Source organism: Sphingomonas sp. J315 (assembly GCF_024666595.1).
GTDB lineage: Bacteria > Pseudomonadota > Alphaproteobacteria > Sphingomonadales > Sphingomonadaceae > Sphingomonas.
Genome location: NZ_CP088296.1, coordinates 3,593,568 through 3,615,437 on the forward strand (window position 1 = coordinate 3,593,568; position 21,870 = coordinate 3,615,437).

The 21,870-nt window shown below is 67.8% G+C and carries 25 protein-coding genes; 12 read left to right on the top strand and 13 right to left on the bottom strand.

Features of this window, described 5'->3' with window-relative positions:
- The 6 genes from LRS08_RS18170 to LRS08_RS18195 are packed head-to-tail and all read right to left on the bottom strand — an operon-like array spanning position 1 to position 5,916.
- Positions 1–870, bottom strand: a complete 870-nt coding sequence (locus tag LRS08_RS18170; protein WP_260481087.1) for an RDD family protein — start codon at positions 868–870, stop codon at positions 1–3.
- Complete coding sequence (locus LRS08_RS18175; protein WP_257845856.1) at positions 863–1,858, bottom strand: stage II sporulation protein M; 996 nt, start codon at positions 1,856–1,858, stop codon at positions 863–865. The genes LRS08_RS18170 and LRS08_RS18175 overlap by 8 nt, the downstream gene beginning before the upstream one ends.
- The gene (locus LRS08_RS18180; RefSeq protein WP_260481088.1) at positions 1,855–3,099 is read right to left on the bottom strand and encodes a DUF58 domain-containing protein; all 1,245 of its coding nucleotides are present in this window, start codon (positions 3,097–3,099) and stop codon (positions 1,855–1,857) included. Before LRS08_RS18180 ends, LRS08_RS18175 begins: the two co-directional genes overlap by 4 nt.
- Positions 3,096–4,052, bottom strand: coding sequence for an AAA family ATPase (locus LRS08_RS18185; protein ID WP_257845853.1), 957 nt, complete (start codon positions 4,050–4,052; stop codon positions 3,096–3,098). Before LRS08_RS18185 ends, LRS08_RS18180 begins: the two co-directional genes overlap by 4 nt.
- Complete coding sequence (locus LRS08_RS18190; protein WP_257845852.1) at positions 4,049–5,239, bottom strand: DUF4350 domain-containing protein; 1,191 nt, start codon at positions 5,237–5,239, stop codon at positions 4,049–4,051. Before LRS08_RS18190 ends, LRS08_RS18185 begins: the two co-directional genes overlap by 4 nt.
- Positions 5,236–5,916 (bottom strand): hypothetical protein, encoded by a 681-nt coding sequence (locus LRS08_RS18195; RefSeq protein WP_257845851.1) that lies wholly within the window; start codon positions 5,914–5,916, stop codon positions 5,236–5,238. Before LRS08_RS18195 ends, LRS08_RS18190 begins: the two co-directional genes overlap by 4 nt.
- Before the next feature lie 137 nt (positions 5,917–6,053).
- Between LRS08_RS18195 and LRS08_RS18200 the strand changes: the two genes are divergently transcribed.
- The 8 genes from LRS08_RS18200 to LRS08_RS18235 all read left to right on the top strand — a co-directional run bounded on the left by LRS08_RS18200 (position 6,054) and on the right by LRS08_RS18235 (position 11,280).
- Positions 6,054–7,475: an amidohydrolase gene (locus LRS08_RS18200; protein WP_260481089.1), complete on the top strand. Its 1,422-nt coding sequence runs from the start codon at positions 6,054–6,056 to the stop codon at positions 7,473–7,475.
- The gene (locus LRS08_RS18205; RefSeq protein WP_257845850.1) at positions 7,472–8,773 is read left to right on the top strand and encodes an amidohydrolase family protein; all 1,302 of its coding nucleotides are present in this window, start codon (positions 7,472–7,474) and stop codon (positions 8,771–8,773) included. The genes LRS08_RS18200 and LRS08_RS18205 overlap by 4 nt, the downstream gene beginning before the upstream one ends.
- An 83-nt stretch (positions 8,774–8,856) precedes the next feature.
- A complete protein-coding gene (locus LRS08_RS18210) occupies positions 8,857–9,225 on the top strand; it encodes a TetR/AcrR family transcriptional regulator (protein WP_260481698.1) in 369 nt (122 codons plus the stop codon).
- Positions 9,203–9,430: a TetR/AcrR family transcriptional regulator C-terminal domain-containing protein gene (locus LRS08_RS18215; RefSeq protein ID WP_260481090.1), complete on the top strand. Its 228-nt coding sequence runs from the start codon at positions 9,203–9,205 to the stop codon at positions 9,428–9,430. The genes LRS08_RS18210 and LRS08_RS18215 overlap by 23 nt, the downstream gene beginning before the upstream one ends.
- A gap of 46 nt (positions 9,431–9,476) precedes the next feature.
- Positions 9,477–9,803, top strand: a complete 327-nt coding sequence (locus LRS08_RS18220) for a hypothetical protein (RefSeq protein ID WP_257845849.1) — start codon at positions 9,477–9,479, stop codon at positions 9,801–9,803.
- Positions 9,804–9,887: 84 nt separating this feature from the next.
- Entirely contained in the window at positions 9,888–10,400 is a 513-nt protein-coding gene (locus LRS08_RS18225; protein ID WP_257845848.1) for a hypothetical protein, read from the top strand.
- A 14-nt stretch (positions 10,401–10,414) separates the two neighbouring features.
- Positions 10,415–10,864: a hypothetical protein gene (locus tag LRS08_RS18230; RefSeq protein ID WP_257845847.1), complete on the top strand. Its 450-nt coding sequence runs from the start codon at positions 10,415–10,417 to the stop codon at positions 10,862–10,864.
- Positions 10,865–10,878: 14 nt separating this feature from the next.
- On the top strand, positions 10,879–11,280 hold the full coding sequence (locus LRS08_RS18235; RefSeq protein WP_257845846.1) for a hypothetical protein: 402 nt from the start codon (positions 10,879–10,881) through the stop codon (positions 11,278–11,280).
- Here the strand turns inward: LRS08_RS18235 and LRS08_RS18240 are convergent, their stop codons facing one another.
- The 6 genes from LRS08_RS18240 to gspG all read right to left on the bottom strand — a co-directional run bounded on the left by LRS08_RS18240 (position 11,281) and on the right by gspG (position 16,714).
- A complete protein-coding gene (locus LRS08_RS18240) occupies positions 11,281–12,444 on the bottom strand; it encodes a hypothetical protein (RefSeq protein WP_257845845.1) in 1,164 nt (387 codons plus the stop codon).
- 107 nt (positions 12,445–12,551) lie between these two features.
- Positions 12,552–14,591 carry a type II secretion system secretin GspD gene (gene gspD / locus LRS08_RS18245; protein WP_260481091.1) on the bottom strand — a complete coding sequence of 680 codons (2,040 nt, stop codon included), beginning with the start codon at positions 14,589–14,591 and terminating at the stop codon, positions 12,552–12,554.
- A gap of 19 nt (positions 14,592–14,610) precedes the next feature.
- Positions 14,611–15,381 carry a type II secretion system protein N gene (locus LRS08_RS18250; protein WP_257845844.1) on the bottom strand — a complete coding sequence of 257 codons (771 nt, stop codon included), beginning with the start codon at positions 15,379–15,381 and terminating at the stop codon, positions 14,611–14,613.
- Complete coding sequence (gene gspI, locus LRS08_RS18255) at positions 15,378–15,734, bottom strand: type II secretion system minor pseudopilin GspI (RefSeq protein WP_257845843.1); 357 nt, start codon at positions 15,732–15,734, stop codon at positions 15,378–15,380. Before gspI ends, LRS08_RS18250 begins: the two co-directional genes overlap by 4 nt.
- A gap of 36 nt (positions 15,735–15,770) precedes the next feature.
- Positions 15,771–16,160: a prepilin-type N-terminal cleavage/methylation domain-containing protein gene (locus LRS08_RS18260; RefSeq protein ID WP_260481092.1), complete on the bottom strand. Its 390-nt coding sequence runs from the start codon at positions 16,158–16,160 to the stop codon at positions 15,771–15,773.
- A 41-nt stretch (positions 16,161–16,201) separates the two neighbouring features.
- Positions 16,202–16,714, bottom strand: coding sequence for a type II secretion system major pseudopilin GspG (gene gspG, locus LRS08_RS18265; RefSeq protein WP_257845841.1), 513 nt, complete (start codon positions 16,712–16,714; stop codon positions 16,202–16,204).
- A gap of 254 nt (positions 16,715–16,968) precedes the next feature.
- On the opposite strand from gspG, the gene gspL reads away from it, so the two are divergent.
- Genes gspL through LRS08_RS18285 form a run of 4 tightly spaced genes read left to right on the top strand, consistent with a single transcriptional unit; the run spans position 16,969 to position 21,054 of the window.
- Positions 16,969–17,865 carry a type II secretion system protein GspL gene (gene gspL, locus LRS08_RS18270; RefSeq protein WP_260481699.1) on the top strand — a complete coding sequence of 299 codons (897 nt, stop codon included), beginning with the start codon at positions 16,969–16,971 and terminating at the stop codon, positions 17,863–17,865.
- Complete coding sequence (locus tag LRS08_RS18275) at positions 17,862–18,359, top strand: type II secretion system protein M (protein ID WP_257845839.1); 498 nt, start codon at positions 17,862–17,864, stop codon at positions 18,357–18,359. The genes gspL and LRS08_RS18275 overlap by 4 nt, the downstream gene beginning before the upstream one ends.
- Before the next feature lie 11 nt (positions 18,360–18,370).
- Positions 18,371–19,831, top strand: coding sequence for a type II secretion system ATPase GspE (gspE, locus tag LRS08_RS18280; protein ID WP_257846182.1), 1,461 nt, complete (start codon positions 18,371–18,373; stop codon positions 19,829–19,831).
- Positions 19,831–21,054, top strand: a complete 1,224-nt coding sequence (locus LRS08_RS18285; protein ID WP_260481093.1) for a type II secretion system F family protein — start codon at positions 19,831–19,833, stop codon at positions 21,052–21,054. The genes gspE and LRS08_RS18285 overlap by 1 nt, the downstream gene beginning before the upstream one ends.
- A gap of 132 nt (positions 21,055–21,186) precedes the next feature.
- Here the strand turns inward: LRS08_RS18285 and gspN are convergent, their stop codons facing one another.
- The gene (gene gspN, locus LRS08_RS18290; RefSeq protein ID WP_260481094.1) at positions 21,187–21,816 is read right to left on the bottom strand and encodes a type II secretion system protein N; all 630 of its coding nucleotides are present in this window, start codon (positions 21,814–21,816) and stop codon (positions 21,187–21,189) included.
- Between the last annotated feature and the right edge of the window lie 54 nt (positions 21,817–21,870).

Below are 21,870 nucleotides of genomic sequence, written 5' to 3' on the forward strand. Positions count from 1 at the left end.
CTAACCTTCCGAATCGAACTTGTCGCGCTTTCGCTTGCCGAACAACAGGCGGCGTTCGAGATGGCGGCGCGCGGCGGCGTAATAGGCGTCGAGAAAGGCGCGGTCCTCGCCGACATGGCTGCCATGATCGGGACGGCCGATCTTGCGCCGGATCACGCCGGCGACGGTGACGATCGTGTCGGCATCGTCGCGATGGAGGACCTCGGCGAGTCGCTGGACCTCCATCTGGCCATAGGTTTCGAGCTCTTCGGGGGTGAAGGCATAGCGCTCGACATGCTCGGTTTGCGTCTCCGCGAGGAGATCGGGGGCGATTTTCGGGCGCTCATTCTCGACCACCCAGGTTCCCGCGATCAGGTCGCCCGCGCGCAGCCGGTCGCGGTTGAACAGCGGGAAGAGCATGAAGATCGCGGTCCAGCCAAGGCCAAAGAGCGTCATCCAGCGACTGCTGAACCCCTCCGCCTGCGCCGTAAGCAGGAACAGCAACGGCATGAACACCTCAATCTCGCGCGTCAGGTTGCGCGCGAGAATCGCGCCGCCGGTCAGCCGACCCCCGTCGCGCGCCACCACCCGGATATTGAGCGCACGCTTGCCAATTGTCGCCGCGCGCGCGCCGCTTTCGAACAAGGTGAAATAGAAATTGCGCAGCAGGAAGAAGCCGAGCAGCCACAGGATCGCCGCCACATTGCCCGATCCGCGTTCGCTGAGCAGTCCCACCGCCGCGATTGTCAGCGCGATCAGCGTGCCCAGCATGATCCCCGCGTCGATGGTGAATGCACCGGCGCGCGCACCCGCGCTGGCCAGACGGAGGTGCAGCACGGCCCCCTCCGGCGTCACCAGTTCGCGTACCAGCCGATCCTTGCGATCAGCCATGGCGGCGGCGTCCGCCGAGCGCGAAATAGACGACCCACAGCGCGAACATCCCCGCCGCGATCGCGAAACGCGCGGCATCGACGGTGATCAACTGGCGCGCAAATCCCTCCAGCAACCCTGCGGCGAGCAGCATGATGACCACGCCGATCATCACCAGCGCGCCGCGCCGTCCAGCTTCGCCAGCGGCCGCGAGGCGGCTGCGCACCCCGGGAAATGCGACCGCGCGCCCGATATGCAATCCGGCAGCGCCGGCAAGGATGATCGCGCTCAGCTCGGTGGACCCGTGGATCATCAGCCATCCGGTAAACCCGACCCCCAGACCCTTGGAGACAAACACGGCGTAAAAGGCCCCGAGCAGCACGCCGTTGCTCGCGATCAGCAGCAGGGTGGGGATGCCGAAGGCGAAGCCGAGCGCGAAGGCCATGATCGAGACTCGACTGTTGTGCGTGAACAGCTCGGTAGCGAAGACCTCCAGCCCCCCTGCTTTGGGGACACCGTAGATCGACTCGCGCAGGGTTTCGACGCTCGCCTGCATGTTGCGACCGGCGGCGAACTCGCTGGGCACGATCGCGCCGAACCATGCGGGGTCCGCCATCACCAGGAAATATCCTGCCAGCCCGCTGCCCATGAACAACGCGGCGATGATCAGGATTTCGGGGACAAGCCCCCGTACCGCAGCGGGCCAGCCATGGGTGAAATAGCCACCCAGCTGTCGCCACAGCGAGTCGCGACAGCCGTAGAGAATAAAATAGGCGCGGTTGGACAGGCTCTCCAGATAGGCGATCATCGACCCGTCGAGCGAGGTTTCGCGCGCGATCGACAACGCCGACAGCGTCGAGCGGTAGAGGCGGGGCAGCTCGAACAGATCGTCGCTGGTCAGCCGTCGCGGAGACTTTTTCTCGACGAGGTCCAGCAGGGCTTCGAGCCGCTTCCAATCGGCCTCGCGCTCGGCGCGGAACTGGCTGACGCCGAATACGGTGCTGGTCATGGGCGTTCGCGGTCCCGGACATAGCGCTCGGCGAGCGCAAGGGCGAGGTCGTCGGGGCCGGCTTCGAGCACTTCGATGCCCAGCCGCTTCAACCGTTCGATGACGATCCGCCGTTCGCGCAGCAGTGCATGGGCGACATTGGCGCGGATGACGTCGTCGGCGCTTTCGGGGCGCGCCTCCAGAAACGCCTCAAGCTCGACGTCGCGGAACAGAACGAACAGCACGCGGTGGCGTTTGAGCATCCGCGCGGCGGCGCTGAGCATCAGTTCGGCGCTGGTCGGATCGGTGAACTCGCTGAACAGGATGATCAGGCTGCGGCGCTGGAGCCTTTGGTCGAGCGTGACGAGCGACAATGTGAAATTGCTCTCCTGCGCGGCATAGTCCAGCTCGGCGGCGGTGCGGTGTAGCGACGCGAAGCTGCGCGCACCGGTCATGCTGCCCGAATCCGCCGTGGGACGCCCGGCGAATCCGAACAGGCGCACGGTATCGCCCGATTTGAGCGCGACGAAGGCGGCGAGCAACGCAGCGGAAACGGCGCGATCGATGCGCGGCACCCCGGCGACCGGCTCGCTCATCGTCCGCCCGCAATCGACCGCGAAGACGACGCTGTTGTCGCGTTCGGTGCGATATTCGCGGGCGAGCAGCGACAAATGACGCGCGGTCGCCTTCCAGTCGATCGCGCGGCGTTCCATGCCGGGCTGGAAATCGGTCAGCGCCTGAAATTCGGTGCCGTCGCCGCTTTCGGGGCGGATGCGCGTGCCGAACTGGCGGCTGCGCAGGAATTGCCGCATCCCCTGTTCGCGGACCGGGCGCAGGTCGGGGAGGACGCGCATGCTATCTTCAGTTGCCTTGCTGCGCTGGCGATAGGCGAGTCCGAGCGGCCCGGATGCGCGCGCCCAGATGCGGGAGAGGCGCGCGGTGCCGCGCCGGGCGGCGGTGTAGGCGAGTGGCGCCGGAGCAGGATCGAGCGGGGCGCTGAAGTCGGCGGCGTAGCGCAACGCTGGGTTGCTCCCCGCGAGCGCGACCGTCGCACCGACCTCGGTCGAACCCGGCCCCTCCAGTCGCAGATCGTCCTTGCGGATGCGCGGCGCGAGCAGGCCGTCGAGCAGTACCAGCAGCGCGATGCCCAGCGCCCAGGCGACGCCGAGCAGCCAGCCATCCGGACGCCACACGCCGAGCAGCAGCGCCATTGGCGCGGCCACCAGCGCGAGCGCGACCGCACGCTGGCTGGGAACGATCAACGCGGTGCCTCGACCCGGTCGATCAGCTGGGCGACGATGTCGTCGGCGCTGCGGCCGTCGATCTCGGCGGCGGGCGACAGGACCACGCGGTGGCGCAGCAAAGGCTGGGCGAGCAGCTTCACATCGTCGGGGATGACATAATCGCGCCCGTCCAGCGCAGCAGCAGCGCGCGACGCGGCGGCGAGCGCGGAGGCGGCGCGGGGCGATGCGCCATGCGACAGGTCGGCATGGTCGCGGGTCGCGCGGATCAGGTCTACGACATAGGCGATGATCTCATCCGCCAGCCGCACGGTCAGCACCGTGTCGCTCGCGGCCTTGAGCGCGTCAGGAGTGGCGACCTGTTCGACGCCGCTATCCTCCGGGCGCTGCGATCCGGTGCGGGTGCCGTACTGCGCGACGATCGCGCGCTCGGCCTCTGCATCGGGATAGTCGATCGCGAGCTTGAACAGGAAGCGGTCGAGCTGAGCCTCGGGCAGCGGATAGACGCCCTGTTGTTCGATCGGGTTCTGGGTCGCGACCACGGTGAAGCGGTCCGACAGCTGTTCGGTCGTGCCGTCGATCGTCACTGCGCGTTCCTGCATCGCTTCGAGCAAGGCGGCCTGGGTCTTGGGCGGGGTGCGGTTGATTTCGTCGGCGAGCAGCAATTCGGTGAACACCGGACCGCGCCGCAGCTCGAAGGACGAGCTCTGGAAGTTGAACAGGCTAGCCCCGACGATATCGCCAGGCATCAGGTCGGGGGTGAACTGGATGCGGCCGAAATCGAGGCCGAGCGTGCGCGCGAAGCTTTGCGCCAACAGCGTTTTGGCAGTGCCCGGTGCGCCTTCGAGCAGGACATGGCCGCCCGAGAGCAGGGCGATGGTCAGCAGCCGCGTCGCGCGACCCTGTCCCACCACCGCCTTGGCCACCTGGCCGTCGATCGCCGCACCGAGGTTGCGGACGTCGTCGAGTGTCATGCCTTCACTTCCTTTCGCCAATCATCGAGCGCCTGTGCGGCGTGGAGCAGTTCGGTTTCGGTCTTTGCGTCGCGGACCCGTTGGGCCGTCGCGGTATAGGAGGTCGTGGTCGGGATTGCGTCGAGTTGTGCGTCGAGCGCATCGCCCTGTAGCGTGCGGGGCAGGGCGAGGCGGCGCGCGGCCCAGTCGCGGATCGCGTCGGCATAGGCGCTGCCGCCCTCGCGCGTGCGGCGGGCGCGGCGGGCGAGGCTGACGATATTGTCGATCAGCGCCGCTTTGCCGAACGGGACCGCGAGCTGTTCGCGGCGGACCGGGCCGAACCGCGCGAGGGTGGCGATCCCGGCGAGCAGGGCAGCGATCAGCAGCGCGATGCTTACCCCGGCGAATGGCGGTTCGAAAGCGAGCTGAAGCAGATTGCGCCCGCCGCTGCCATAAGGAAGCATCGTGTCGAAGATGACCGTGCCAGGCGTATCGGGATCGAGCGCGGCAAGCAGGGCGAGCGCGGCGCGGGCATTCTCCCGGTACGACAGACCCTGATTATTGAGCAGATCGGGATCGGCGAGGATGTAGGTCCCGGTATCCCCGACCTGCGAAAGAACCGACGCGCCGTCCGGCGCGACAATCAGCGGCACCAGCTTGTCGCTTTCTACCGCCTGAATCTCCCCTTGGAGGCGAAACGGCGGTAGCTCCAGCCCGGAGGCATAGCGCAGCAGGGTTCCGCCCTTTTCCGAATGCGGCGCAATATCGACGGTCTGCTCGAGCATCGAAATCAGGGGTTGCGGCATGACGGTCGTGACCCGCTGCTCGCGGTTGCGACGGTCCTTGATCGGGGCGGCCACCCATTTGGGGAGGATCACCAGAATCGGGCCATCATGCGCCCCTATCGCGCGCTGAATCTCATCGGACTTGGTACCGATATTGGGGGTCAGGATCAGCAGTCCATCGCCCGGTCGCTCGTCTGGCGAACCGTTGAGCGTGACCGTGCCGCCGGCAAGCTCGACCAGCCGGGCGAGGCCGTGGAAGCCGGTGGCGAAACGCGAGGCCGGGCTTGGGACATTGCCGCGCTGGCGGTCGAAGCGGTCGCCATAGGCGCTGACCAGCAGGAAGCCGAGCGCGAGGATGAACCCCGCCCCAATGAGCAAGAGTACCGTGCGGGTGCGGAATGGGTTGGCGCTGCTCGGGGTCATCGGCCGAGCGCGAATCCGGAATAGTCGGCGCGCGCGCGGGTCCAGTCGGCCTCGCCCAGCGGCTGGCCGGCGAACAGGCTGCGTTCGACATCGGCGACGATGCGTCCGAACAGCGCGCGTGCCGTTTCGGGCAGCGCGTCGATCCGGGCGATGTCACGGCTGGTCCAGGACGGACGCAGCCGGTCGCCACGCCACCGTTCGATATCCTCGACGCTGCGATGGAGCAGCAGGCGGACGGCTTCGTCGTAGCGCCCTGCGGCGGCAAGCTGGTCGGCCTCTACCAGCAGCGCACGCGCGACCGATGCTTCGGGAATCCAGCCCGGTGCCGCCTCGACCCCGCCGCGCGACCCGAACCGGTCGAATAGCCAGCCGCGCAGCGGCGGGAAGATCGCGAAGGCGAGCGCGATCACGACCAGTGCGATCGCGATCCACATCAGCACCGTCCACCCGCCGCCGACCCATTCGATGAAATTGCCGAGCGCACCGAACAGATCCCTGAGCCATTGCGGCATCTCGCGCTGCTCGGGGACGAACCAGGGGAAATCGAACTGGATGGTCGGGTCGGCCTTCAACGACTTGTGCGCGGCATCCGCTGTGGCGGGATCGCCGAACGGCTGCGGGGCATTGCCGGCGACCGCGCCATCGCGCGCGGTGGCGCTTGCGCCCTGTGCCGTCATTGCCGTGAATCCCCCCGGAAGCTGTTCATACCCTTGGAGCAAATCGGCAAATTGCGCGCAACGATTTTCATCCCTAACGTCGCGGGCATGGCGCGGCGGACGACCGTGCATCATCATCGGGCAGGGAGATTTTCGCGTTGATCCGGATCATTATCGGCACGGCCGCAGCGGCGACGCTGGCAGCCTGTAGCGCGAGTGCGGGGGGCAAGGCCCAGAGCGCGTCGTCGGAGGCCCCGCGCAAGGGGCCGGGCAAGAACAAGGGATATGACCACAATCCCTATCCCTCGACCTACAAGCCCTATCCCGGCGTCCCGACGCTGTTGACGAACGTCACCATCCTCGACGGTGAGGGCGGCAAGATCGAGCGCGGCGCGGTGTTGTTCCGCGACGGCAAGATCGTCGAGGTCGCGCAGAGCATCGCGGCGCCCGAGGGCGCGGTGGTGATCGATGGCGCCGGCAAGTACGTCACGCCGGGCGTGATCGACGTGCACAGCCATCTCGGCAACTATCCCACCCCCGGCGTTCAGGCGCATTCGGACGGCAACGAGGCGACCGGGCCGGTCACCGCCGAAGTGTGGGCCGAACATAGCGTGTGGCCACAGGACCCCGGGTTCAGCCGCGCGCTCGCCAATGGTGGTGTGACCACGCTGCAGATCCTGCCGGGCTCGGCGAACCTGTTCGGTGGGCGCAGCGTGACGCTGAAGAATGTCTATGCGCGCACGATGCAGGGAATGAAATTCCCCGGCGCGCCCTATGGCCTCAAGATGGCGTGCGGCGAGAACCCCAAGCGCGTCTATGGCGGCAAGGGCCGGATGCCGTCGACCCGCATGGGCAATATCGCGGTCGATCGCCAGACCTGGACGCGCGCGCAGGATTACAAGAAGCGCTGGGACCGGTACGAGGAAAATGGCGGCGAAGCGCCATCGCGCGACATGGCGATGGACACGCTGCGCGGCGTGCTGGCGGGCGAGATCATCGTCCACAACCATTGCTACCGCGCCGACGAAATGGCCATCGTCCTCGATATGGCCAAGGAGTTCGGCTACAAGGTCGGAACGTTCCACCATGCGGTCGAGGCGTACAAGATCGCCGACCTGCTCAAGGCCAACGGCACCTGTGCGGCGGTGTGGGCCGACTGGTGGGGGTTCAAGATGGAATCCTATGACGCCGTTTCGGAGAACCTCGCCATCCTCGAGCGCGAGGGCGCGTGCGGGATGATCCATTCGGACGACGCCAACGGTATCCAGCGGCTCAATCAGGAAATCGCCAAGGTCCGCGCCGCCGCCAAGCGCGCCGGTTTCGTGATCCCCGAGGAGATTGCGTGGAAATGGGCGGCGATCACGCCGGCCAGGGCGCTGGGTGTCGACAATGTCACCGGTAGCCTGAAGGCGGGCAAGATGGCTGATGTCGTCCTGTGGAACGGCAATCCGTTCAGCGTCTACACCCGTCCCGAGAAGGTGTGGGTCGACGGCGCATTGCTGTTCGACATGCACAACCCCAAATTGCGGCCGGTATCCGACTTCGAGCTCGGCCAGCCCGGATCGGGAGACGTGAAATGAAGGCGCTGTTGCTAGCCGCTGCGGCGATGGGTGCCGCGTTCCCCGCCGCCGCTCAGACGGTCGCGGTCACCAACGCGCGCCTCGTCATCGGCGACGGTTCCGCTCCGGTCGAGGGCGGGACGGTCGTCGTGCGTGACGGGCGTGTGGTTGCCGCCGGGGCAGGGGTCGCCGTTCCAGCCGGCGTTCCGGTGGTGGACGCCGGTGGACGCTATGTCACGCCAGGGCTGTTCGCAGGGTTCACCCGCATGGGCATCGTCGAGGTCGATGGGGTCAGCGAGACGGATGACAGCGCCGCGAGCGGTTCGCCGTTCAACGCCGCGATCGATGTATCGCCTGCGGTGAACCCGAAGACGAGCGCGATCACGGTCAACCGCGCCGAGGGCATTACCCGCGCCGTGGTCGCACCCGAGGCGCGCGGTTCGGTGTTTGCCGGGCAGGGCGCGATCATCGACCTGGGTGCCGACATGGATGCGGTGAGCAAGCCGCGCGCGTTTCAGTTCATGGTCTATGGCGAAGAAGGCGCTCGCCGCGCCGGGGGCAGCCGCCCCGCCGCGATAGCGATGCTCAGGAATATCCTGTTCGAGGTGCGTGACTATGCCCGTGCGCCCGCCAGCTTTACCGATCGCGGCAAGGACGCGCTGCTGACCCGCGCCGATGCGCAGGCGCTGGTGCCGGTGGTGAACGGACAGGTGCCGCTGCTGGTGCATGTCGAGCGTGCGTCCGACATCCTGGTGATGCTCGACCTGAAGCGAGAAGTGCCGGCGCTCAAGCTGGTACTGGTCGGCGCGAATGAAGGCTGGACGGTGGCGCGCCAGATCGCGGCGGCGAAGGTGCCGGTGCTGGCATCGGCATTGGCCGATCTGCCCGCATCCTTCGAGCAGTTGGCGGCGACGCAGTCGAATATCGGGCGGATGCAGGCTGCGGGCGTCATGGTGGGCATCGGCATGATCAACGACGACGAGGCGCGGCAGGCGCGGCTGGTCAAGCAATATGCGGGCAATCTGGTCGCGCTGACCAAGGTTCCGGGCGCGTCTGGGCTCGACTGGGGTCAGGCGTTCGCGACGATCAGCTCGAAGCCCGCAGAGGCGATGGGGGTGGGCGGCGAATATGGCTCGCTGCGCCCCGGGCGGCGTGGCGATGTGGTGGTGTGGGACGGCGACCCGCTGGAAATCGGGACGGCCGCAGTGCGGGTGTTCATCGACGGCGTCGAACAGCCGATCGAGACGCGTCAGGATCAACTGCGCAAACGCTATTTCGATCCGAAGGAAGGCGCCTTGCCCAAGGCGTACCAGCGCTGAGCACCCCCTTTCACACGGCTTGCGCGGGTGAGGAACCACGCCGCGCAGGCCGTCCGCGCGATCCCGCAAAATATGCGGCGATCATCGAGGCGGCACGTCAGGCGTTCTTCACGCGTGGATTCCACGCCGCGACGATTGAGGAGATCGCCCAGGCGGCGGGTGTGTCGAAGGTCACGGTCTATAGCCGCTTTGGCGACAAGGAGACACTGTTCGAGGAGGTGATTCGCGTGGAAAGCGCGCGGATGGCCGAGGTATTCGACGCGCAGGTTGCCGACCAGCGGACACTGGAGGATCAGCTCAACGCCTATGGCGTCGCCTTGCTCAGCTTCATGTTCAGCGAGGATCATGTCGCGATCGACCGGGTGCTGCTCAACGAGATTTCGCAGATCCCGAGCCTTGCGCGCCGTTTTTACGAGGCGGGGCCGGGGGGTGTGCTTCGGACGTCTGGCTGAGGTTCTGGCCGAAGCGGCAGCGCGCGGCGAGGTCGAGGTGGATGATCCCAGTCTGGCTGCACAGGATTTGTGCGGGCTATGGAAGGGCGCGGCGGACTTGGGAATGAAGCTGGGACTTGAGCCGCTCCCGTCGCCCGAGGCGATCCGCGCACGGGTCGAACGCGCCACGCGATTGTTTCTCAAGATGATCGGATCGAAGCCGTGACGATCGGCGTTGTACGAGAACGGAGGTGCTGGCCATGCGAATCTTGATGGCGGTTGTGGCAGGTGCGGCGGCGTTGGCGGGATGCGGCGGCGCACCCGAGGCCGATAGCGAAACGAACGTGGTGCAGCCCAATCTGGCAGCTGATCTGACCAACTATCAGGCCGAGGTAATCGCGCTGCCCAAGCGGCTGCAGGATGGGGTCATGCTTCGGGCGATCCGTGACGCGAAGCTGACCTGTCAGACTGTTACCGAGCTGACGCGGGTCGAGGATCGCGGCGGCAAGCTGCGCTGGCGCGTGGTGTGCGACAATACCGAACCTTATGTAGTCGAAATCACGCCGGACGGCACCGCGCGGATCCGCAGTCGCCGTTGAGACCGTTTGAGCGGCGCGTGGTGATCCGAGTGGCGGCGTGATCGAGGCTGGGCAGGCGCGAGCGGCTTCGCTAGACGCCGAGGCATGACCGAGCCGCGCGACAGCCTGACCGACCGGCTCGCCCGGAACGCGTTGCATGCCGCATGGGTCCGTTCCCCCTGGACGGCTGTGGATCTGCGTTTGGCTGCGGCGCTGGTCGGGATGTTGGCGCTGGGTCCATTGCTGACGATTATGGGTGCGACCTTGCTACGTGCGGGTGTCGAAGCCGAGAATCGCGCGCTGGAGGCGCAGTTGCGCGTGCGCTCCGCGCCGGAAGCGGCGCGGGACGGTGCTGCTCGCGCGCTGCGCGACGCCGTTCGTTCGCCCACCTTGACCGCGACGCTCGAACGGCTCGCGCGGGCGATGCCGGACGACGCCCGGCTGGTCTCGGCCGCGCGGGGAGCGGATGGACTGTTGCAGGTCGAGGTTTCGGCAAGCGATCCCGATCAGTTGCGCGATGCGCTGCGCCGCGACGCGGCGCTCGCGGCGATGCGCGAGACCGGGCAGCGCCGGACTCAGGATGCGCGGGTCGTCGTGACTCTACGGGCGCGCGGGTGAGGCGGGGTGGTATCGTGGCTGGCCTGGTCGGCGGGGTGCTGGCCGGTGCAGCATTGATGCTGCCGGGGCTGGAGGCGTTGAGCGAGCTATGGTCCGCGCGCGCGATGCGCAGCGATCTTGCCGCGCAGATCACGGCTCCGCCGGAACCGCTGCGCCCGATCGTCGCGCCGGGTCTCGCCATCCGGGCGCAGGACCGGGCGGCCGCCGGGCGTGCCCTTGCCACGCATGTCCGGGGGCGCGCGGCGTCAGCCGGCGTGCTGGTGGAGACGCTGACACCCACCGCGCCGCAACCCGGCATCGTGACGCTGGGGATAAGGCTGTCGGGACCGGAGAAGGCGGTGATCGCGATGATCGATGGGGTCGAGCGCGGGACGCCGCTTATCCGACTTCGCTGGTGGCGGGCGACCGCGCTTGCCGACGGTGGAGTGCGCGTCGAAGGGGAAATGGCGGCAGCATGGGAATGAGCCGCCACGAGAAGATGTTGTTGGGCGCCCTGGCGCTGGTCGCGGTGGCGGTACCCTGCGTCGCGCTCTATCCCTATGCCTCGACCCCACGATCGGCCGATCGGCCGGCGATCGCGCCGATCGTGCCGCCGCCCTTGCCGACACCGGTGCGGGTCTTCGCGCGGCCCTTGTTCGCCACGGCCGAAGTCGAGGCCGGTCCTCCAGATGCGCCCGTTCTGACGGGCATTGCCGGGCGGCTGAACCGCGATGCGGTCGCGCTGGTACGGATTGCCGATGGCAGCGCGCGGACCTTGAAGGTGGGGGAGAGCGTCGATGGCTGGCGGCTGGAGAGCCTGGCAATCGATGCGGCGTTCTTCACCCGCGGACGCGAGCGGATTCGGGTGGAGATCCCGGAGGAAACGCCGCCCGCAGGCTGACTAATGGTCGCAGGTCTTCAGCGCTTCAGCCCGCGTCGTGCGTCCGCTGGTGATCCAGCTTTCCGGAATCACGCCCAAATTCTGCTGGGTGATGAGATAGGATCCCGGACGCTGGCGATAAATGACCAGCGTGCCGCAATAGGTCGCGATCTTGGGGTAGGTTCCGGTCACCTTCACGAAGGCATAGCGGCCCGGGTGTGACGCACCCTCCGGATTGTTGACCCAGCCGAGCGTCTGGAGCGTCCAGCGACCTTTCCCGCCCGCATATTGCTTGAGCATGTTCGGGACGCTCAGCCATTCGTCCTTTTCGATCTCCAGCATCGGCTCCATCATCGGCATGCCCGCAACGTAATCGGCGCGGTCGAGCAAGCCCATATAGCGTTCGGCGAAGGCGGTCAGGTCGGCCTGATCCTGTGCGCTCGGCTTCCAGTCGGCGGGCGCGCGCTCATAGGGATCGGTCGCCGGGTCGTAGCAGGTGAAGCTCGCGCGATACTGGGTCAGCGCTGCCCGGCCCTGCGCATCGGTGCTGGTGAAGTATTTGTAGCGGCCCATGCGTGCCGACAGGCGGCCGCAGCGCTGTTTGGCGAGCGCGCTGATGCGGTCGCCGACCGACGTGAGCTGGCTCACCGGGAAGGTGTCGACGACTGCGGCATAGCCCTTGCCGGGCACTGTCTCGATTTTGATTGCGGGCTGCGACGGGGGCGCGGGCGGTGCCACGACCGGCGTGCTGGTCGTTCCGCCGCATGCGCGGACCAGACGGTCGATGGCGGCCTTCAACGCTGCCGCGGCCGTGCCGGCGTAGAGAAACCGGCCGCGCTCAGGCAGGCCCGGCCCCACCACCACGACATATTGATCGCCATTGGAGAGCCGGGTCGATCGGACCTGCCCCCACGAGAAGTTCGTCGTATCGGCCCGCGCCGGATGCGATGTGGTGCCAATCTGGTGAGAGGGGTAGCTCACCTCAAGCCGCGTGCTGCACCCTGCTCCCGAGATCGAATAGGTTGCCGTCTTCCCCGGAACCGTCGCGCCAGATGCGGCATACATCGGTGCTCGGACGCGCTCCAGCAAAGCCTTGATTTCACCCTGCGCGCTGGTCTGGTTATTCTGCGCCGACACCATTGCGGGAAGCAGTGACGCGATCAAACCGGAAACCAAGATACGCATATGAAGTTCCCCACGGCAGACGTAGACTATTGCCCGGAAGCTTCACTCTATTTGACGCGCGCATTTCTTCAAACGAAATCTGACAGTTGCACCTTGAAGCTACGCGGTCAGTAGATCCCGTCTATCTCCAGCGTCAGGCGTGGTGCAAGCGGCTTGAGCAGCAGGTTGCTGGGCTTGTCGAGGTCGAGTTCATCGGCGCGCAGCCGCGCATATTTGGCCTTGGCTATCGCCGCCGCATCCTCGCCATTGCGCAGGATCGTAGGCTTGAGGAAGATGAACAGGGTGCGCTTCTGGCGGCTCTCGCGGCGGCCCTTGAACAATTCCCCCAGGATCGGGATGTCGCCGAGGATCGGGACCTGGCTCTTGATCTGGCCGTAATCGTCCGAGGTCAGGCCGCCGAGCACGATCGTCTGGCCATTGTCGGCGAGGACGGTGGTGTTGATCGCGCGGCGATTGGTGATGAGGTCGGTCGCCTGGCTGAGCTGGGTCGCGGCGATCGACGATGCCTCCTGTACGACTTCCAGCCGGATCGTGTCGCCGGCGTTGATGCGCGGCAGCACCTTGAGCGTGATGCCGACATCCTTGCGCTCGACCGAGGTATAGGGGCGCACGTTGCTGGAATCGGTCAGGATCGACCCGGTGATGAACGGTACTTCCTGTGCCACCACGAACTCGCCGACCTTGTTGTCGAGCGTGGTGATCTGGGGCGTCGAGAGCAGGTTCGACTTGGACGACGTGCCGAGCGCCTGGACCAGGATCGAGAAATCATTGCCGATCGCGACGTTGCCGGTCAGCCCCTGGCCCAGGATCGACCCGGCAGGAACGCCCAACGCGGTGAGGATCGCGCCGAGCGACGGGCCGGCGGTCCCGAACGACGTGCCCGCACCTTCGACCTGGCTGAGCACCGCGCCGCTGGTACCGAGCTGGACGGCGAGCGCCTCCGCCTCCTCGCCGGTGATCTCGGCGATGGCCGCTTCGATCAGCACCTGAGGGCGGCGGACGTCGAGATCGTCGATCAACGCTTCGATCGCTGCGACTGCACTGGGGGTGCCGCGCACGACGACGGCATTGATGTCGGGGGAGGGCTGTACGGTGATCTCGGGAGTCGAGAAGCCCTGAGGCGTCGCGTCCTGCTGCTGGCCGAGCTGTGCGGATTGCGCGGTTGCGGCGGTGGCAGCAGCGGCTGCGGTTTCGGCCGTGCTGGTCCCGCCCGAGGCAATCAGGCCGCCGAGCACGCCGGTCGGGCTGCGCGGATTGCTGCGCGATCCCGACAGGCTGCGGGCGACGGGGTTGGTGGTGCCCGATTCCTGGCCGAGGATGCCACGCAGTACCTCGGTCACCGACTCGGCGTCGGCGTAGTTCAGGCGAAACACGCGGGTCATCGGCGTCGCGCCGCCCGGAGCGTCGAGCGAAGCGGCCATGCGGCGCGCATCCGCGACGGCGGCGGGCGAACCGCGCACGATGATCGTGTTGCTGCGGGCGTCCGCCGCGACCCGCGCGCCGCCCGATGCGGCGTCGCCGAGCACGGTCTGGAGCGCCTGGGCCACTTCGGGCGCGCTGCCGTTGCGAAGCGTAATGGTGGCGAAGCTCATTCCGCTGCCATTGCCGTCGAGCGAACGCAGGATCGCCTCCACGCGGCGGACATTGTCGGCATAGTCCGTGACGACCACGGCGTTGGGCTGGGCGAGCGGTTCGACGCTGCCGAAGCTGGCGACCAGCGGGCGGACGACGCGGGCGGCCTCGGCGCTGGGCACGTTGGACAGGCGGATCATCCGCGTCACCAGTTCCTGCCCCGATGCGGAGCGCGAGGAGACGCCGCCGTCACGGACGGCGTTGCCTGCGGGGACGATGCGCCACGCGCGGCCCGAGCGGACCGCCGCGAAGCCATTGGCGCGCAGGACGGAGAGGAACAGTTCCCACACGCCAGCCGAGGTCAGCGGGGTGGCGGAGGTGACCGTGACGCTGCCCTTGACCGCCGGGTCGAGGATCAGCGTGCGACCGGTGAGGCGCGAAATCTGGTCGGCGACGTCCGCGATCTCGACCCCGCGCATGTTGACGACGATGTCGGCGCTGTCGGCCTGTGCGGCAACAACCGGCTGGGCGGTCATGGCGGCGAGCGCGAGGGCGAGTGCGGTCTTGCGGATCATGTGCGGCACGGTGGGTTACCTAGCGGGTCGGGATGGTCAGCGTCACGGGCTTTCCATCGCGGGTGATCTGGACTTGGACGGAGCCGCGCGCTTGCGCCGCAGCGAAGGCGGAAGCTGCGCTGGCCGGGCTGGTCAGCGGGGTTCCGCCGATCGAGGTGATGACGTCGCCGGTCTGAAGGCCGGGCGGGGCGTTGGCGCCGACCTGCATTCCACCACCGGGCGCTGGGCTCATTGCGGCAAGTGCCGCTGCCGCGGCGCTCTCGGGCGGCGTTGCCTGGGGCGCCGACGCGGGCTGCGGGGGAGGCGCGGCAGCAGCTTGTTGCTGGTCGGCGGTCAGCGACGGATCGGGGAAGGCGAGATACTCGATCCGACCCGCGACGCGCAGGATCACGCGGTCGCGCAGGATCCCCTCGATCGTGCCGCCGCCGGGGGCTTCGCCGATGCGGAACGGCTTCGCGGCCTCACCGCCGACCTCGATATAGGCGACCGACAGGGTGGCGGGGACCGCTGCGAACACGCCCTTGAGCTTGAGCGGCAACGCGGTCGCCTGACCCGCGTCGGTCAGCGACCCCTTGCCGAACGGGGCAAAGGCGAGGGCGGGGGTGACATCGGTGACCACCGCGACCGGGCGCGCGCCCGACGGAACAGTGACCGCGCCGGTGCTGGCATGGCCCGCGATACGCCAGGTGAGCCCGGCGAGGGCGATCGCGACCGAGACGATTACCCCCGTCGTCACGATGTCGAGCGTGGTGCGCGCCTGACGCGGGGAAAGATCGGGGAATCGGATCATGCGCGTCTGCCCTCGACGAAGCCGTCGAGCGATGCAAGCGGGGAGCGTTCGCCCTGCGGCGTGACCCGAATGCGGACCTTGTCGATCGCGGGGTCTTCGGTGCGGGTGCGGGCGACATCGACCTGCCATTGCTGGCCGAGCAGCTCGACTTCGCCCTGCGCGGCGGCGGGGTCGGAGAGCTGGAGTTCGGCGAGGCGGTTTTCCGCGACCCACATCGCGGCGGCGCGGCGTTCGAGGCCGCGCGTGGAGTCGACATGGCTCTCGACCGCGCGGACAAGGCCGACGGTGGCGATGGCGAGCACCGCGAGCGCGACCAGCGCCTCGATCAGCGAGAAGCCCTGTTCGTTCTTCACGAAGCTTCGCTCCGGCTGGCAGTGGCTGTCATGCCGTCATAGTGCACGACCCAGATCTGCTCGCCATTGCTGATCGTTGCGTTGAGCGGTTTGCCCGCGCCGTCGACGCCCATCATCACCGGGGGGCACGTCGAGTTCGACCGCGATCCCGCCGGGCAGACGATGAAAGGCCAGGCCATCGGAGAGGGGGGCCATCGACCCGTCTCGGCCGACTGCGGCGAACCCGTATCCATCCTTTTCGACGGTGAAGGCGATGATGCGGTCGCCGATCATGGCGTCGTCGGCGGCGGCCTGGAGACGCAAGGCGAGGCGGCGGGCTTCCGTCTCGACCGAGGGCGCGCGGGTCGCGGCACCGACGCCGAGCGCGACTCCGCCCGCCGCAACGCCGATGATGACGAGCACGATCAGCATTTCGATGAGCGTCATGCCGCGCTCACCGTTTCCGATGCTGCTCCCCCGCATGGTTTTTATCCGCCCTTGGCAGGCGTCGTCGCCGCGTCGCGCGAATCCAGATCGGCGTCGAGATCGGTCCCGCCGGGCTTGCCGTCGCGACCGAGGGACTTTAGCTCGAAGCTGCTGCCGGTCGAGCTGTAGCTGTAGGGATTGCCCCAAGCGTCGACCGGATCGGTCTTCACATAGCCGCCATCGGGCCATGCTGTCGGCAGCGGCGGGGTGGTGGGCTTTTCGACCAGTGCCTTCAGCCCCTGCTCGGTCGTCGGATATTGGCCATTGTCGAGGCGATAGGTGGTCAGGGCGCTCGAAAGCGTGACGAGGTTGGTCTTGGTCGTCGTCACCCGCGCCTGATCGGGTCGGCCGACGACATTCATCGTCACCAGCCCCGCGACGATCGCGATGATGACGAGGACGACGATCATCTCCAATAGGGTAAGGCCCGCTTCGCCGTGCGACACCGCCGGACGCTTGCTCTTCGCGGCGTCGACTGCCACGGTGTCATCGAACTGTTTCAAAACTATGCGCATCGCGGCCCCATGCGTTCCCATCGTGAAAGCCATGTTACAGCCGGAGCACCCCACAGCATGACCGGCCAAGCCATTTCGAGCGCCACGGAATCCCGCGCCACCGGCGTGTGGACGCTGGCGGGCGGTCGGGCGATCATAGCCGAGCCTGAAGGCCCTGCAACCATCCTCGTCCCGAGCAGAATCGGTCCTGCTGCTGCGCGTCGAGGCTGCCGCTGGCGAGTCGGGCGAGGCGACTCGAGGCGCTGCCCTTCGCCATCGAGGATCGCATCGCCGACCCGATCGCATCGGTCCATATCGCGCTGGGCGCCGAGGTGGCACCGCGAACCTATCTGGTCGCCGTGGTCCGCCATGCGCAGATGGCGAGCTGGGTCGAGGCGGCCGAGCTGGGCGGACTGGGGCATGCCGCGATGGTACCGGATGCATTGGCTTTGCCATTGCCGGAGCCGGGCGAATGGTCCGCCGAGGCGACCGATGGCCGCGTACTGGTGCGCAGCGGTGATGGCACGGGATTCGCGATGCCGAGCGCGCTGATCGGTTCGGCGTGGGAGCGGGCGGGGCGTCCGCGCATCTGGACCACCGGCCCGGTTCCGGTCGGCGAGCTGCCGCAGAGTCCTTGGACGGGTGGCGGCGGGGGGCTGGCCGAGCGGCTGGCGAGTCCCGCGATCGATTTGCGGCAAGGTCCTTATGCGCGCCGCGCGACGGCAGGGAGCAGCTGGAGAAAGCGCCTCGCGTGGATCGCGGCGGCGGGGATTGCGGCGCATGTCGTGATCGCGGCGGCGGATGTGGTGATGCTGCGGGTGATCGCGGAGCGGCGGGCCGACGATGTGCGCACCGCGGTTGCGCAGGCTGCGCCGGGGGCCAATCTGTCGGGCGATCTTGAGGCGAGCGTCGTCGGAATGCTGCCGGTATCGGGGCCACCGCCGGGTCGTCTCATCCCGCTTGTCACTGCCGCCGCGCGGGCGCTCGCGCCGCTGTCGAGTGCGGTGACCGCGCGGGCGATGCGGTTCGAGGGGGGCACGCTGGTGCTCGATCTCGAGCCCGGCGCGCCTGATCTGCCCGATCGCATCCGCGCGGCATTCCGCGCGGCGTCGGTTCCGGCGCAAATTTCGGCAGGGGCCGATGGTGCAATTCGCGTGACGGTGACGGCATGAGGATCGAACGTTCGCCGACCATCGACGCGGCGCTGGTGAGGCTCCAGCTGTGGTGGAGTGGCCTTAGCCCGCGCGAACGCGTGCTGGTCGGCACGCTGGGTGCGATCCTAGCGGCGGCGATCCTCGTCTTCGGCATTGTCCAGCCACTGCAGGCGGCACGGGCGGAGGCGATCGCCGATATCCGCAGCCATGAAACGCTGGCGGCGCGGGTGCGTGCCGCGGGGACGTTGGTTGCGCCGGGCACCCAGCCCAGGCTCAGCGACGGCCCGCCGATCGAGGCAGCACAGGTGGCAGCGAGCGCAGCGGGCCTTACCGTGACGCTTACCCCCGGCGGCGCGGGCGCGACCGGGCAGGTGGCCGAGGCCAGCTATGAAGCCGTGGTCGGCTGGATCGCGACGGTCGAGCGCACCACGATATTGCGCGCGCGGCGGGTCGAGATGACCAAGGGTGGCGCGCCCGGCCGGGTCGTCGCGAGCGTGGAGTTCGGCCAGTGAACGCCGTGACGATGGGCGTGCCGACGCTTCCCTATAGCTATGCGCGCAACCATGGCGTGGTGCTGCGCGTGGGAACGGGCGGCTTGGAATGCCTCCACCGCAGCGATGCGGGGCTGGATGCATTGCTCGAGGTACAGCGGATCGCGCCCGGCATCCATTTCGTCGCGGTCGCCGACGCCGAGTTCGACCAGGCGCTCGCCGCCAGCTATTCGGGCAGCGCCGGGGCTGCGGCAGAACTGGACCTTGGCGGCATGGACCTTGCCGCGCTCGCCGACAGTGCGGCGGCGGTCGACGATCTGCTCGACTCGCGCGACGATTCACCGGTGATCCGCCTGATCAACGCGCTGTTGCTGGAGGCAGTGAAGGAAGGGGCTTCGGACGTGCATGTCGAGACGCAGGAAAAGCGTGTCGTCGTGCGCTTTCGCATCGACGGCGTGTTGCGCGACAAGCTCGAGCCGCGCCGCGAGCTCGCACCGCTGCTGGTCAGCCGGATCAAGGTGATGGCGAAGCTCGACATTGCCGAGAAGCGCGTGCCGCAGGACGGGCGCGTGACGCTGCGCATCGGCGGGCATGACGTTGACGCCCGTGTATCGACCATTCCGACCCAGCATGGCGAGCGGGTGGTGATGCGCTTGCTGGAGAAGGGCTCGCTCAAGCTCGACATGGAGGCGCTGGGGATGAGCGCGCGCGACCGGGCGGTGTTCGCGCGGTTGCTCGAACGGCCGCACGGGATGCTGCTGGTCACCGGTCCCACCGGGTCGGGCAAGACGACCAGCCTCTATGCCGCGCTCCAGCGGCTCAATGACCGCAAACGCAACATCATGACGGTGGAAGATCCCATCGAGTATGAACTTGCCGGGGTGGCGCAGACTCAGGTGAATGCGCGGACGGGCATGACGTTCGCGCGGGGACTACGCGCGATCCTGCGGCAGGACCCGGACGTTATCATGGTCGGCGAAATCCGCGATCAGGAGACCGCCGAGGTTGCGGTGCGATCGGCGATGACCGGGCATTTCGTGCTGTCGACGCTGCACACCAACAGCGCGGTCGGATCGGTCACGCGGCTGATCGACATGGGGGTCGAGCGCTACCTGCTCGCACCGATGCTGGTCGGTGTGGCGGCGCAGCGGCTGGTGCGGCGGCTGTGCCCCACTTGCCGGACACAGGATATCGCGAGCGATGCCGATGCGGCGCTGCTCGGCGGCGCGCTGAAGGCGGGCGACCCGGTGTGGCGTGCGGTCGGGTGCGAGGCATGCCATGGCGACGGCTATCGCGGGCGCGCTGGCCTGTACGAGGTGGTCGCGGTGGACGACGTGTTTCAGGCGATGATCCATGACGGCGCGTCGGAAGCGGAGATTGAGGCGCATGCGCGGCGCGAGAACCCGTCGCTGCTCGACGATGGCGTGGACAAGGTGAGGTCCGGGGTGACGACGGTCGAGGAAGTCGCGCGGGTGGTGAGGGACGAGGGCTAGTGGCCGCCTTCGCCTATCGCGCCGCCGACCGGACCGGCGCGCAGAAAAAGGGTGTCGTCGAGGCCTCGAGCCCCGCTGCGGCGCGCGCGATGCTGCGCGATCAGGGGCTGTTGCCGCTGGCGGTCGAGGCGGCGGGCGAACGGCGGTCGGTCGGGAGCATCCAGCTGCCCCGGCTCGGCCGCTCCGGCATGAATGCGCGCGAGTTGGCGACGGCAACGCGGCAGATTGCCACCCTGGTCGGATCGGACATTCCGGTCGAGGAAGCGCTGCGGCTCGCGGCGAGCCAGTCGGAAACGCAGCGCGTGTCGGCAATCCTGATGGAGGTGCGCGGCGCGATCCTCGACGGGCGCAGCTTTGCGAGCGCGCTGTCGACGCATCCCAAGACCTTTCCCGAATTCTACCGCGCATCGGTCGCGGCGGGGGAGGCGTCGGGGAAACTGACTGACGTGCTCGGCCACCTCGCGCATTTCGTCGAGAACCGTCAGGCAAATGCGCAGAAACTGCAGCTGGCACTGCTCTATCCCGGACTGCTGGCGACGGTGTCGCTGGGCGTGATCGTGCTGCTGCTGGTCTATGTCATCCCGGATATCGTCAATGTGTTCGTGTCGCGCGGGACCGATCTGCCGCTGCTGACCCGCGTGCTGATCGCGGTGTCGGGCTTTTTGCAGGATTGGGGGCTGTATATCCTGATCGCGGGATTGATCGGGATTGTCCTGTTCAACCGCTGGGCGGCAATCCCGGCGAACAAGTTGAGGGTGCATCGCGGCTTTACCGAGCGCTGGCCGTTCAGGCGCTTCTCCCGCCAGCATAACGCCGCGCGCTTCGCCGGGAGCCTCGCGACCCTGGTCGAAAGCGCGGTGCCGCTGGTCGAGGCGCTGCACGCCGCTGCAGCGGTGACGCCGAACCTGTGGGTGCGCGATCGCGCACTCCATGTCGCGGCACGGGTGCGCGAAGGCATAAGCCTGCGCGCGGCGATGGCCGAAGCCGGGGTGTTCCCGCTGATGCTGACCGCGATCGTCGCCTCGGGTGAGGCATCGGGCAAGCTCGGCCCTGCGCTGTCGCGTGCCGCGGATGAACTCGACCGCGAGCTCGACGCGGTGACGACCGCGCTGGTGGCGCTGGTCGAGCCGATGGTGCTGCTGCTGATGGGCGGCATCGTGCTGATGATGGTGCTGGCGATCCTGCTGCCGATCATCAATCTGAACGATCTGGTGACGTTGTAAGGCGGACTTGCCCGCCCAGTGCTCGTCACCCTGAACTTGTTTCAGGGTTCACCGCTTCCGGGGTGACCCGTCGCTAGTGGCACGGTGGATGCTGAAACGAGTTCAGCATGACGGATTGGGGAGGGGGAGCGCTTAAAGCTCCCCGGCGATGCTCGCCCCGGCGGGTAGCCCGGCGAAGGGCAGGATGCGCGCGCCTTCGGGCGTCATGCGGATCGTGAGCTGGCCGTCCTCGCTGAGCGTCGCGGTCATCAGGATCTGGCGACGCTGGGTGCGGGGGGTGAGGCGGATCTGGGTGGTGGTGCCGATCTTTTCGGAAGTCAGCAGTAGCGGGGGGACGGGAACTGCTGCGCCACCGCCCTTGGGCGTGCAGGTGCCGGCGTCGGTGGTGAGGCGGCCGTCGATGCCCTGGCTGGAGCCGCCGACCGCGATCCGGTCGAACTCGAGCTGCATGACCATGTCGCAGGTGAAGGGGAGATTGGGCTGAAGCGCCTGAAGCAGCGCGGCGTGGCTGCTGCCGCTGACCTTGTCGAGCACGGTGCTGGAGAAGCCCGCCAGCGCGCGACCGCCCATGTCGGTATCGGGGCCGGTCGCGGTCCAGTCCGCCGCGAACCCGAGGCTGGTGAGCGAGCGCAGCGGCGCCCAGTGCCACTCGAACTTGCTGCCGCCCGAAACGCCGACCTCGCCATTCCACACCGTTCCGGCGACGCCGGTGCGCCACGGGCGGTTCTTGACGAACACGCTGGCGGGCATGGTCGCGACCATGGCGAGGGCATAAGCCGCTATGCCCAGCACCACGAAGACGGTAAGACGCCGCCG

What these genes read in the sequence shown, in the direction of transcription:
- gspG (WP_257845841.1), bottom strand. Translation starts at nt 16,714, where the DNA reads ATGCGCATAGTTTTGAAACAGTTCGATGACACCGTGGCAGTCGACGCC.
- LRS08_RS18220 (WP_257845849.1), top strand. Translation starts at nt 9,477, where the DNA reads ATGGCGGTTGTGGCAGGTGCGGCGGCGTTGGCGGGATGCGGCGGCGCA.
- LRS08_RS18195 (WP_257845851.1), bottom strand. Translation starts at nt 5,916, where the DNA reads ATGACGGCACAGGGCGCAAGCGCCACCGCGCGCGATGGCGCGGTCGCC.
- LRS08_RS18205 (WP_257845850.1), top strand. Translation starts at nt 7,472, where the DNA reads ATGAAGGCGCTGTTGCTAGCCGCTGCGGCGATGGGTGCCGCGTTCCCC.
- LRS08_RS18275 (WP_257845839.1), top strand. Translation starts at nt 17,862, where the DNA reads ATGAGGATCGAACGTTCGCCGACCATCGACGCGGCGCTGGTGAGGCTC.
- LRS08_RS18225 (WP_257845848.1), top strand. Translation starts at nt 9,888, where the DNA reads ATGACCGAGCCGCGCGACAGCCTGACCGACCGGCTCGCCCGGAACGCG.
- LRS08_RS18190 (WP_257845852.1), bottom strand. Translation starts at nt 5,239, where the DNA reads ATGACCCCGAGCAGCGCCAACCCATTCCGCACCCGCACGGTACTCTTG.
- gspD (WP_260481091.1), bottom strand. Translation starts at nt 14,591, where the DNA reads ATGATCCGCAAGACCGCACTCGCCCTCGCGCTCGCCGCCATGACCGCC.
- LRS08_RS18250 (WP_257845844.1), bottom strand. Translation starts at nt 15,381, where the DNA reads ATGATCCGATTCCCCGATCTTTCCCCGCGTCAGGCGCGCACCACGCTC.
- LRS08_RS18240 (WP_257845845.1), bottom strand. Translation starts at nt 12,444, where the DNA reads ATGCGTATCTTGGTTTCCGGTTTGATCGCGTCACTGCTTCCCGCAATG.
- LRS08_RS18235 (WP_257845846.1), top strand. Translation starts at nt 10,879, where the DNA reads ATGTTGTTGGGCGCCCTGGCGCTGGTCGCGGTGGCGGTACCCTGCGTC.
- LRS08_RS18185 (WP_257845853.1), bottom strand. Translation starts at nt 4,052, where the DNA reads ATGACACTCGACGACGTCCGCAACCTCGGTGCGGCGATCGACGGCCAG.
- LRS08_RS18260 (WP_260481092.1), bottom strand. Translation starts at nt 16,160, where the DNA reads ATGACGCTCATCGAAATGCTGATCGTGCTCGTCATCATCGGCGTTGCG.
- gspE (WP_257846182.1), top strand. Translation starts at nt 18,371, where the DNA reads ATGGGCGTGCCGACGCTTCCCTATAGCTATGCGCGCAACCATGGCGTG.
- gspN (WP_260481094.1), bottom strand. Translation starts at nt 21,816, where the DNA reads ATGGTCGCGACCATGCCCGCCAGCGTGTTCGTCAAGAACCGCCCGTGG.
- LRS08_RS18170 (WP_260481087.1), bottom strand. Translation starts at nt 870, where the DNA reads ATGGCTGATCGCAAGGATCGGCTGGTACGCGAACTGGTGACGCCGGAG.
- LRS08_RS18175 (WP_257845856.1), bottom strand. Translation starts at nt 1,858, where the DNA reads ATGACCAGCACCGTATTCGGCGTCAGCCAGTTCCGCGCCGAGCGCGAG.